This is a genomic window from Gardnerella sp. DNF00038 (assembly GCF_049262855.1).
GTDB classification, from domain to species: domain Bacteria; phylum Actinomycetota; class Actinomycetes; order Actinomycetales; family Bifidobacteriaceae; genus Bifidobacterium; species Bifidobacterium vaginale.
The window spans coordinates 1,443,339-1,455,649 of sequence record NZ_CP058407.1; the positions used below are offsets into that span (position 1 = coordinate 1,443,339).

Genomic DNA, 12,311 nt, shown 5'->3' on the forward strand with positions numbered 1-12,311 from the left:
ACCGGGAGAATAGACACTAAAGGTCATTCCACATCAGTGCGCAGCCTACAAAAATCAACAAAAATTGCGATTTCTGTTTCTGCGCTCGCTTTTTTGAATTACAATATGCGAGCCTTAAAAACAGGCAACTAAGTAATTAAACCATCAACCTTGGATTAACAAAAATCGGGCGTGTCGGCTATTTTCCAACGAAAAATGGCAGAAACTACAGCTAGTGCAGCCTCTGCCATTTGCAACTAAATATACAATAATTATTCAATAATCATCTAAATAATCATTCGAAAATCACTTAGATTCGTGATCTAAAATATTTCGATTCTACTTAGATTCTACTTAGATTCGCGCTCCAAACGCATACGATGTCCTTCTTCTTGGGAAACACCATAATACGCTGCAATCGCAATATCTTTCATATCTTCGATTTGAGGAATACGAGGATTTGCAGGAGCGCACTGATCTTCGTAAGCACGCATGCCAATCTGATCCAACAAAGACCAATAGTATTCTTCATCCACACCGCATGCCTTAAACGAAGCATCCATACTAAGAAGATTATCTCGATAATTTTCAACAGCGCGCGCCAAATTCTCAACGCCCTCTTGAGGAGTTTTACCAGGATCTATGCCAAGATTCTTTGCAATCTGCTGGTATCGCTCCGGAGCGATGTAGCGATTGTACTTTGGCCAGCTTGTAGGCTCTTGTGGAATTTGACCATTGTAGCGAATCACATAAGGCAGCAAAATTGCATTCGTGTGGCCGTGCGCAACATGGCACAAAGCTCCGATTGTATGCGCCATTGCGTGGCACATACCAAGGAACGCCGAACCAAACGCCATTCCAGCCATAGTAGCCGCATTATGCATTTTTTCTTGAGCTTGAATCTTGCGTTCGGAATTATTGGAATTCACAGAATCGTTAAGATTATCCCAAATCAACTTTGCTGCATGCAATGCCATTGCGTCCGTAAAGTCGTTAGCATAAACAGAAGCAAAAGCTTCCATAGAGTGCGTCAAAGCGTCAAAACCAGAATCGCAAGCCAAGCGACGAGGCTGTGTGCGTGCCAAAACTGGATCCACGATTGCCACTGAAGGCGTAATTGCGTAGTCAGTAATCGGGTACTTGTAGCCAGTCTTATGATCTGTAATAACTGCAAACGGAGTAACTTCCGATCCTGTTCCAGAAGACGTTGGTACACAAATCAAGCAAGCCTTTTTACCAAGAGGCGGAATCTTAAATGCGCGCTTTCTAATATCGAAGAACTTTTCGCGCAAATCTGCGAAGGAAATTTCTGGATGCTCGTAAAGAAGCCACATAATTTTTGCAGCATCCATAGGAGATCCGCCGCCAACAGCAATAATCGTATCTGGTTGGAACTCTTCGCGCATCATTTCGGCGCCGCGTTCAACAGTTTCAACGCTTGGCTCTGGCTCAACGTAGTCAATAATCCTAAACGTTACGCGATTGTCTCTAGCGCGAAGCTGATCAATTACCTTGTCTATAATGCCAAGCTGCTCCATAACTTTATCGCACACAATAACTGCGCGCTCAATGCCATACATGTCTCGCAAATAGCGAACAGCATTCGGCTCAAAATACGTTTTGGCCGGAATCTTGAACCACTGCATATTATTATTCCTTCGCGCTATGCGCTTTATATTAATAAGATTTACTGCTTGAACATTTCCAGAAACAGAGTTTCCACCATAAGAACCACAGCCTAAAGTGAGAGAAGGTGCGATTGCGTTGTAGATGTCACCAACACCACCCAAAGATCCTGGGGAGTTCCAAATGATTCGGCAAGCGTGCATGCGGCTGCCATATTCGCGAGCAAGCTGCTGATTATTAGTGTGAATCACAGCAGTGTGACCAGCTCCGTGAACAAGCATCTTCTCGCACATTTCAAAGCCTTGTTCCTTATTTTCAGCGCGAAGCAAAGCATGAACAGGAGCCAACTTTTCCATTGTTAGAGGCTCCATCTCGCCAACTTCCTTGCACTCGGCAATAAGTATCACAGCATCTTCTGGAATCTCAAATCCAGCTTCATGCGCAATATATTGAGGAGATTTTCCTGGAACAACTGAATTAAGCTTAGGAGTTTGACCTGAATACGAAGTGCAACCAAACATATACTGTTCAAGTTTCGCTTTTTCATCGGCATTAACGAAATATGCTTTTCTGCGCTTCAATTCCTTTAACAATGGCTCATACACGTCTTTATGCGCAATAATCGCCTGCTCTGTTGCGCAAATCATACCGTAATCAAAATGCTTTGAAAGCACCAAATCGTTTGCAGCGCGCACAACATCTACGTCCGCATCAACATATGCTGGAGCGTTTCCTGCACCAACGCCAAGTGCTGGCTTTCCCGAAGAATAAGCAGCTTTAACCATTCCAGGACCGCCTGTTGCAAGAATTGTTGCAACATCTGGGTGCTTCATTAAAGCTCCCGTAGCTTCGATTGATGGATGTTCAATCCACTGAATGCAATTTTCTGGCGCGCCTGCTTCTATCGCTGCATCGCGCACAACTCTTGCCGCTTCTGCGGAGCATTTTTGAGCGAATGGATGGAAGCCAAAAATAATTGGGCAACGAGTTTTAAGAGCAATTAGCGATTTAAAAATGGCTGTAGATGTTGGGTTTGTGACTGGAGTCACGCCTGCTACTATGCCAACTGGCTCAGCGATTTCATCGATTCCAAGAACATCATCTTCGCGAATAATGCCTACTGTGCGCTGGCCTGCAAGATAATGGGTAATATGCTCGCATGCAAAAATGTTTTTTGTGGCTTTATCTTCAACTAATCCTCTGCCTGTTTCTTCAACAGCCATTTTTGCTAAGACTAAATGCTTGTTTAACGCTGCAATAGACGCTTTTGCTACTATTCTGTCTACTTGCTCCTGATTTAATTTTTCAAACTCTTCTAAAGCAACCTTTGCTTTTTTAGCTAATTCATCTACTTCTCGTTTGGCTGCTAATGCGGCTTGCTCTTTTTCATCAAGCACTGTTTCTTGCGCCTTTTCTTGCGCCTGCGCCATTTGGTCCTCCTCGATCATTCATATATTTTTATATTTACATTTCATATGCAGACATTTACATGAAGAATCTTCTTTATAAACACATCTTAAATGTCTAACAATGTGATACAGTTCACAATCTACTTGATTTACTGTACTATTTTGGATTTGCAGCGAGTTGCGCTATTTATGAGCGAGGTTTATCCTCTAATGTTCGTTATTTGTTATTATTTGTGACTATTTATGTGCGATTATCCTCTAAATTTTCTAGAATGTTAGATTTAATGATTACTTATAAACGATTAATAACATTTAGAACATTCAACCGCATTAGATACAAAAAATGGCTTCCAGCAAAAGCCAGAAGCCATTGAAAATATAAATTCTTCGCAGCTTAACGCTTTGAGAACTGAGGTGCACGACGTGCCTTGTGCAAACCAGCCTTCTTGCGCTCCACAACGCGAGCGTCGCGAGTCAAGAAGCCAGCCTTCTTCAAGGAAGCACGGTTTGCATCACGGTCAATAGCATTCAAAGCACGAGCAACACCCAAACGGATTGCACCTGCCTGACCAGTGGTGCCGCCACCGTCTACCAAGACGACAACGTCGAACTTACCTTCAAGCTTCAAAAGCACAAATGGGGAATTAACTTCACGCTGCAATAAGCGAGATGGGAAGTATTCCTCAAGAGCGCGACCATTAATAGTCCACTTGCCAGTGCCTGGAATCAAACGAACGCGAGCAACGGCTTCCTTACGGCGACCAGTGCCATAGCCTGGAGCAACGGCAGAAGTACCAGTACCTGCGCCAGCGTTTGTCTCAGTTGTATAGCTAGTCAGTTCTTCTTCATTCTCAAGAACCGCGGAGTTGTTGTTATCTACCATAATCATATTCTCCTTACGATTCACTTAGCCTGCTGAGAGACCTGAGAGATCTCGAAGACCTGTGGTTTTTGCGAAATATGAGGATGCTCAGCACCAGTGAACACACGAAGGCGATCAAGCTGAACCTTAGCAAGACGATTCTTTGGAAGCATTCCCCTCACAGCGGAAACGATGATGCGCTTTGGATTCTTCTCCAAAAGCTCAGCATAGCTATCGCGACGAAGTCCACCTGGACGACCAGAGTGAGAATACAATTCCTTGCTCAACTTATTGCCAGTTAAAGCAATCTTATCTGCATTAATGATAATGACGTGATTGCCAGAATCAGCATGAGGAGCAAATGTTGGCTTATTCTTACCACGCAGCAAAATGGCTACCTGGGAAGCCAAACGACCAAGCACCACATCAGTGGCGTCGATAATATACCAGTCATGAGTTAAATCTGCTGGTTTCGGTGTGAAAGTCTTCACAATCGTACCTTTTCTCTATTGTGTTTCGAGCTTTATATCTTCTTGGTTTATAGGAGATATGCTGCTCATAATCCGTGGGCTCCCTGAAAGTCCTCGATGGCGAGTGGGAAAAGCGCTTTGAAGGACCCCTTAGGGAAACACAACAATCTGCAAGTATATCGCCATATGACGACTATTTGCAAGTTTCTATTTTACATACAATGCGGACTGCAACGCTCGCGAATATCAACAAACGCTACAGCCCGCAATTAATCACGCATCTAGAACTATTTATTCATGATTTGCGCTAAAGACTTAACTCTAGGCAAGTCAAATAAGTTGTCTAAAAGAACAGGATTACAATTAGCATCAGCCAAAGGAATACGCCAATTTGGATATTCATCATTGGTGCCAGGCTGATTCTGAGCACGATGCTCACCCGTTGCATCAACAATGGATGCAGCAAGCAGCTTGGAAGGAGCAGCTTTAAGTGCTCGATATAATGCTTCTACAATCTCTTGCTCATGCTCAGATTCATTTTCTAGAGCCTTCTTGTCTAAGAAACCTCCAGAAACAAGCATTTTCAGCATCGCATTATGCTCTTTAACAGCACCAGCGCGGAATTCTTCTACGGATCCCGAAAGAAGATTCAAACGCTCGCGAATATTAACGTGCTCGTAGTTTAAGTAGCCTGCAGCAGGTGGCAAATCGTGAGTATTGACAGAAGCAAGCGTCATTTCGCGCCACTTCTTAGGCTCGCGGAATTCGCCGTCCCCTTGTTCAAACCACTCAACTGTGCATCCAAGAACCTTATTCTTAGCCAAAACTTCCAAAGTTTCAGCTGGCACAACACCAAGGTCTTCTCCAACTACAACACCATTTGCGCGCGTGGCTTCAATCGCAAGAATGCCAAGCATAACGTCTGCATCATAGTAAACGTAAGCTCCGTCACCTGGAGTAGATCCTTCTGGAATCCACCATAAGCGGAAAAGCCCAAGAATATGGTCAATTCGCACAGCGCCAGCAGATGCAAACATTCCGTGAACCATATCTTTGTACACTTTAAATCCAGTGCGCTCAAGCTCGAATGGATTAAGCGGAGGCTGAGACCAGTTTTGACCCTGCTGATTGAAGTAATCAGGAGGCGCACCTACGCAAGCACCATTGGCAAATCGCTCTGGATTCCACCAAACCTCGGAGCCTGCAGGATGCACGCCAACAGCCATATCCGACATAATGCCAATGCGCATACCCGCATTTTTAGCTGCAACTTGAGCATCATGCAATTGCGTAAACGCAATCCACTCAAGCCAACGATAAAACTCTAGAGTATCTGGGAATTGTTTACATAAAGCGCTAATCTCATCGGAATCTTTAGTAAGATGCTTCTCCCAGCAGTCTTCTCCCTTAGGAGCACCCCACTTATCGTAGCAAAGGCACCAAGTTGCATAAGATTCAAGACGCTCACCCATGTCCTGCTTAAATGCTTCAAATTCTTCGGAGCGTTCAGCAGAAAGCCCAGACTTAAAAATAATCCACAAAGCATGCATTTTTACTCGCCACATGGAGTCACGATCAACAATTTGAGCATCATTATTAAGAGGCTCTACTTCGTTATGAAGATCGTCAACAGTCTTACGATCCTTATCATTAAGCGAATCATATTCTGGAATTATTTCTGGGCGAATATAGGTTACATTAACCATTCCTCTTGCGACTGGCAAATAAGGAGACGGCGTTAATGGTGCAACTGGTTCACCTGCATGCAATGGGTTTACAAGCACAAAATCTGCACCTGTTTTTTTCTTTGATTGCACAAGAAGATCAGCTAAATCTGCGTAATCGCCAACACCCCAAGACTTAGAAGAACGAATGGAATAAAGCTGAGCCATCCATCCCCAGATCTGCTTTCCATCTTTTTCAAGCTTTTCTAGAGTATCAATGCTTTCTGGAGCACTAATAAGTGAAGCCTCTTCTACTCGATCTGCAACGCTTATTCGTAGAGTGTGATACCCCATAGGCACGTCTGCTGGAATTGTCAACAAAGAGCTTGCCACAAAAGTGCCATTAACAGGGAACGCAACATCATCTTTGCATGGAGAAATCTGCAAGTCACCTTGGTACTGTTCTCCATCTTCCAATATCAAAGTTGCTGTAGGATACTCCAAAATACCTGTGTTGATTATAACAGTGTCTTCTTTACCAACTGTATGCAACACCGTTGGAGCAACTAAACGTGTATGACGTTCCAAAAGAATCTTCTGCATTGATTCTTCAATCGCTTTATCAGTACTTGCATCTACGCACAGAGAGCGCAATACTTTTACAAGCACGTTATCAGCAATCTGATGTTCTATTCCATCCGATCCAACGAATTTGGAGCGTACTCCCATTAACTCAGCCAAACGCCTTAATGGGCTTGTTTGCTGAGTACTTTCTTCATTTTTATTGTTCATAGTTTCCATCGTAGTATATATGTGAGTTTTTTATGCAAACGTATGCAATTATTGTTTAATTTAATTTTACACTCAAGACTTATCTAAATTTTTTTATTTATTTAAAACTTTATTTATTTAAAACTTCTAATGCGGCAGAGGAAACATCTGGGTCTTTGTCTTTTGACAAAGCTATCAATGTTGACTGCGACACACCAGGATTAAGCGCCACTGCTCTTCTTACCATTGCGGAAAGTACTGGCGAATCCTTACTTTCTTCACCTACACCAAGTGAGGCTAAGTAATCTAATGTTTTTGCCCCAACGCCTTCGGTTTGAGCACCCTCGAGACGCATTTTCCATGATGTCTGCGGATTGCACAATGCAGCATCTCTAACTTCTCCGCAAGAATCTTTAGTAAGTCTTCCTACTAGCCAATTTTTAGCATTACGATTTTTAGCAACAGCTAAACGAACGTTATCAGATTTATCCTGTGAAAGTTTAACCAAAATATTAGGGAATGGCATCACTGTTGCTAGATGAATACGATCTTCTTCTGGAGTATTTATGTTGCCTGCTACAGCTTCTAGTAATGCCGTAGCCCTAGAAAATTCTGCTTGATCTGCTCTATCTGGGAGTTCTTTTACAGCAAATTCGTGAAGCTCTTTAGAATTACTGGAGTGGCGTAAACGCTCATAAATAGATGTCAAAGGCTCATAAATTTCATGAGAATCGTCATGAGAATTACTACGCGAATCATCATTGTGTTCAAGATTATTTTGATCTTGTATATCACTCATAATCTACTCACCAACCTTTTAGCTACCAATATCCAATATAATGTATCAGTTTTACGCCACAAATTCTAAAACAGACAAGGTGAGAAAACTTTATCAGGAAATCCTACTGTAAACACCACATGATTTAGGAATTATTATAGCTGAAAATGTATTTTTCACTGATTCTAAAAATCTATCTGATTCTTCAAAAGGAACACAAACCTTTAAATCTACAGAAATTCCGTATTCTTCATACATAATTTCTGCGTTATGTTTTAGCAATAAGCGTTTAAACATTCTTAGCTGAGTATATTCGACTTTGCAAGAAAAACAATTACATTCTATGATATCTGCCATTTTGCTCGACTGTATAGCGCCAGCTGCTGCATGTGAATAAGCGCGCATCAATCCACCAGAGCCAAGCAAAATCCCACCAAAATAACGCGTAACTGTTACAACTGTATCTGTAAGATTAGAAGCCCTTACAACATCTAGAATAGGTTTCCCAGCAGTACCTGAAGGCTCTCCGTCGTCACTCATGCGCTCACACAGTCTGCCATTATTGTCTCCGCACACAGCAGCATAAGCCACGTGCCGCGCCTTAGGATGTTTTAGCCTAATAGACTCTACAAAATCTATTGCTTCTTCAAGAGTTGTTATATGGCAAGCATCTGAAATAAATTCAGACTTCTTTTCCACGAAGGCAAAGTGCGCAGGCTCTTCAGATAAATCAGTTACGGTTCGCATATTATTCATACTTAATATTCAAATCGTTTTCAATTCAAACAGTTTTAAACGCTATCGATAAATTATACGAAACCGTTAGAATCACAAATCACGATTTATCGTATCTCATTAAATGATCTACAACATCAACAAGTTCGGCAACTTTCTTGTCGGTAACTTTTTGATCTGAAGCATTTTGAGCAGCCTCTAAAGCTTTTGAGATTTCCTGATGAGCAACTATAAGGGCAACAGCTCTAAGAGCTGCAGTAGAAGCAGAAAGCTGCATAAGAATATTTGTATAATCTTCTCCCTTTTCGATCATATTCTCAACAGCATGAACCTGTCCACATACCCTATGTAGACGAACCAACATTTTTTCTTTATCTATGTTGTAGTCGCTCATATAAAACCTCGTAATATAAACAGCACTTCTTACATATTGTCTATATCAAAATTGTGCGTTGTATAGTATGCATGCATAAACTACGCCACGTCAATAAACTATATCTATAGAAAACGATATCTATAGAATAAATTATGCATATTATACAACGCAACAATTTTATTTGTATTTAATATTTTGTTAATATACAACGCGATATATATTTTTTCCCAAAACTATAGCACCAGCAATAAGTAATACTGCCATAGAAAGCATCAAAACACTCTCAATTTTTATACCAGCATTAAATAAAGATGTGGCACTTACAACACCTGCACGAGCATGCCTGCGCTTATTCCTTTTTGTATTTGTATACTCTGATTGGCTTTCTGCAAGAAACTCAGATCCTAAACCAGATGCTTCTTTTTTAGATTTATCATCATTCTGTTCATCAGTATTTAGGCTGGAAACCGCTGCAGAAGCTGTTCTCTTTGTTGTGCGACCATCTTTTTTATCACTATTCGTATTGCCTTTATGCACAGTTACACTACTACCAGAATCTTTCTTAGATGACTTATCTGCTTTATCACTGTGAACATTTTTGCTACTCAAATTCTCATTATCAGCATTTTCCGTATTCTCTGCATTCACAGATTTATCTGATTTACCAGCACTACCAGCGTTTCTTGCATTATCTGATTTACCAGCATTATCTGTGTTACCAGCATTCCCAGCATTATCTGATTTACCTGATTTACCTGCGTTTGTTTTATCTACTACGCCAGCATTATTTTCTTTATCACTTTTATCGACTTTGTTACTTTCATTATTCTTTTGCGAAGAACCGTTTACATTTGTATTATCACTATTAACAGCAGAATGAGAATCAGAACCACTCTGAGAACTATCTACATTAATATTGTTATCTTGTTTACTTTCAGTATCACCAGTTTGCTGATGTTGTTTTTGCGAACCAGCATTTTGACCACCTTGATTCTGCGCAGTTTGGGCACTATTGCCTTGACTTTGTGTATTTTGATTAGTATTTGGCTGCGTATTTGACTGAGTATCTTGTTTATTATTTTGTTGCGCACCTTGATCATGAGAGTCTTGCTTGTTGACGATATTGTCTACAACAGCGCCTCCAGCAGACGTTTTTGGATCTATCTCATTCTTAGTGACTTCACCAGATTCTTCTACTTTATTATCATTGTTGTTTACTTTATTATCATTGTTATTCGTAGATACGTTATCACTTTTATTACCACCATTCGGCTTCGCATCACCACTTGGCTTTACATCACCACTTGGCTTTACATCACCACTCGGTTTATCACCACCATTCGGCTTAACGTCACCGCTCGGCTTAACGTCACCGCTCGGCTTAACGTCACCACTTGGTTTATTATTGCTCGGCTTTGCATCACCATCTGGCTTATTACCATTTGGTTTAACGTCACCACTTGGCTTACTTTCACCACTCGGCTTTGCGTCTCCACTTGGCTTTGCGTCTCCACTCGGCTTTGCGTCTCCACTTGGCTTTGCGTCTCCACTTGGCTTTGCGTCTCCACTTGGCTTGGCATCACCAGTATTACCTTCAGAATTATTATTTACTGTTTTATGCTCTTCTTTTTCTTGAGTAAATCTGCTTCTACTGTCTTCATCGTTAAACGCTGTTTTAAACGCTTCTGCTCTAGAAGAACCAGGGAAATCATATACAAACACATACATTCCACTTTCGCCCGAATTGCCAGACTTCAAATTAACAATATCGGCAACTTTCTTTCCAAGCTCTGACTCTTCTTTTTCATTACCCTTTTCACTATTGCCAACAGCACCACTATTACCAGCGCCATCCGCAGAATCTTCCTTTAGCATCACTTTTCCGTTAGCAATCGTATAAACGCCATTTCTAAGCGGAACTGACCATTCGCCAATTTTCTTGTGATTATCGTCTTCCTCAGGCTCTTTATCTGATTTTGGATTTAACTTACTCATAGACTCTTTATCAACAGTGCCATTTTCATACCCAATCCACCACAAGCGAACTTTCATATTTTCATCGCCATCAAATCCATACTCTTTATTGCCTTTAAACATTCCGTAATCTTTTGGCGCGCCACTAACAACAATCGTATCTGATACTTCATTTGAATCTTTATTTTTAGCATTTTTAACATGTTTTATGTTTACTTTTGCCATATGAGTTAAAGTAGATTGTGCTTTACCAAAACCTTCAATAAAATCACTAGAAACAAAATCTTTAACGTCATTATCTTGCTCGTTTTTAGCAATAGTCCAAACCCATGTACCAAATAGTCCAGCATCTTGTTCACCAACTTTATATTCTGTTGCTTTTTCAAGATTTTCTGGTTTCATATCTCCATTTGTTACATGAACAACTGTTTTAGCTTCTTCACCTGATTTAGTAAAGTAAACGTCACTTGCACCTACTTGTCTAATGCTAGAATCAGCGCGCAACTCTTTTATGTAGTCATCTACGCTACTACCCACTGCACGTTCTTTTAGAATATTTTCATACGATCCTACAAAGTAGTATCCGCGCGCACGAATCTTCTTATTTTCAATCCAAGGCTTATTCTCTTCGTTATTAACGCTACTTTTTACATTACCTTCTACAGAATCGCCTAGTTTTAACTTTTTAACTTCAGATTTTGATGTAACAGCTGGGTAAAAATCTCTATGCGCATCAATAGAAATCGAACTATCAATATTATATTTCACAGGAGATTGCGATAATCTAAGCAAGTAGCAACCGCTTTTTGTATCTCTTCTCTCCAAGTTTGGAAGATAATATTCGCCATTAATATCAACTTTGCCTTCTCCAGACGCAACCCAAACAAATTCATCTGAATAATCTTTGTCTGTACGTATAAAACCTTTGCGTTCTGCTTTTAATTCACTATTGTTGTAATAATAGTTATCTTTGAACATAATATTTCCATTCGATGCAGTTATTTTAAAATCAACACCGTCATCACCGTTATATGCTGTTCTTAGAACTCCTTCTGCTTTTACTTTTATTTCACCAGAACTGCCTGAAGTCCCATACAAATTTTCAAATGAAACTTTTGTAGGAATTTTGCTAGCAGCTTCATTCCAAAGTTCATCAGCTTTAGCAGCTATTTCACTAAAATCTTTAGTACTGGTGAACGAATGCTGTTTCGCATTATTCCATTTGTCTTTATCTTCAAAATGTTCATGAATAGCATAAGCAATTGCGACTCTGTCTCTATAGTCACCGCGCCAATACTTTCCATTAACGCTCAGTTTTATCATCATTGCAGCAATCGCAACATCACGATTATTTACTACAGGACCCCAAGAAGTATCTGCAAACGCGTTTCCAGACTCATGAAGATCAACGCAATATGTAATGTCGTCATTAACTGAATACAATCCTTTATAGTCACCTTCAGCTCCGCAACCAGAGTAATTGCTTATATACGTAGGAATATCGTCAAACGCATATGCTCCGCTAATTACACCATTTCCAACAACAATTGCAATAGTCGCCAGCAACGCTGTCAGTAAAGAGAACATTCGCGTGCGCTTATTGCGTAAAAAGATTGGAATCTTTTTACATCCATGTTTTCCCATATCAACTCCTTAAACGTTGTTTT

8 protein-coding genes are annotated in these 12,311 nt (G+C 40.6%); all 8 read right to left on the reverse strand.

Annotation, left to right across the window (positions count from 1 at the left end; all coding sequences use genetic code 11):
• Nucleotides 1-329: 329 nt before the first annotated feature.
• On the reverse strand, nt 330-3,035 hold the full coding sequence (gene adhE, locus HXT19_RS05605) for a bifunctional acetaldehyde-CoA/alcohol dehydrogenase (protein ID WP_004573722.1): 2,706 nt from the start codon (nt 3,033-3,035) through the stop codon (nt 330-332).
• A gap of 373 nt (nt 3,036-3,408) precedes the next feature.
• Nucleotides 3,409-3,897: a 30S ribosomal protein S9 gene (gene rpsI, locus HXT19_RS05610; RefSeq protein ID WP_004114350.1), complete on the reverse strand. Its 489-nt coding sequence runs from the start codon at nt 3,895-3,897 to the stop codon at nt 3,409-3,411.
• Nucleotides 3,898-3,917: 20 nt separating this feature from the next.
• Nucleotides 3,918-4,367: a 50S ribosomal protein L13 gene (rplM, locus tag HXT19_RS05615; RefSeq protein WP_004114349.1), complete on the reverse strand. Its 450-nt coding sequence runs from the start codon at nt 4,365-4,367 to the stop codon at nt 3,918-3,920.
• Nucleotides 4,368-4,633: 266 nt separating this feature from the next.
• Complete coding sequence (malQ, locus tag HXT19_RS05620) at nt 4,634-6,802, reverse strand: 4-alpha-glucanotransferase (protein WP_422119663.1); 2,169 nt, start codon at nt 6,800-6,802, stop codon at nt 4,634-4,636.
• A gap of 109 nt (nt 6,803-6,911) precedes the next feature.
• On the reverse strand, nt 6,912-7,580 hold the full coding sequence (locus tag HXT19_RS05625) for an AbrB family transcriptional regulator (RefSeq protein WP_415681669.1): 669 nt from the start codon (nt 7,578-7,580) through the stop codon (nt 6,912-6,914).
• 93 nt (nt 7,581-7,673) lie between these two features.
• Nucleotides 7,674-8,315 carry an IMPACT family protein gene (locus HXT19_RS05630; protein ID WP_422119664.1) on the reverse strand — a complete coding sequence of 214 codons (642 nt, stop codon included), beginning with the start codon at nt 8,313-8,315 and terminating at the stop codon, nt 7,674-7,676.
• Nucleotides 8,316-8,394: 79 nt separating this feature from the next.
• Complete coding sequence (locus tag HXT19_RS05635; RefSeq protein ID WP_004114342.1) at nt 8,395-8,688, reverse strand: metal-sensitive transcriptional regulator; 294 nt, start codon at nt 8,686-8,688, stop codon at nt 8,395-8,397.
• A 180-nt stretch (nt 8,689-8,868) separates the two neighbouring features.
• Nucleotides 8,869-12,288, reverse strand: coding sequence for a hypothetical protein (locus HXT19_RS05640; protein ID WP_422119665.1), 3,420 nt, complete (start codon nt 12,286-12,288; stop codon nt 8,869-8,871).
• Between the last annotated feature and the right edge of the window lie 23 nt (nt 12,289-12,311).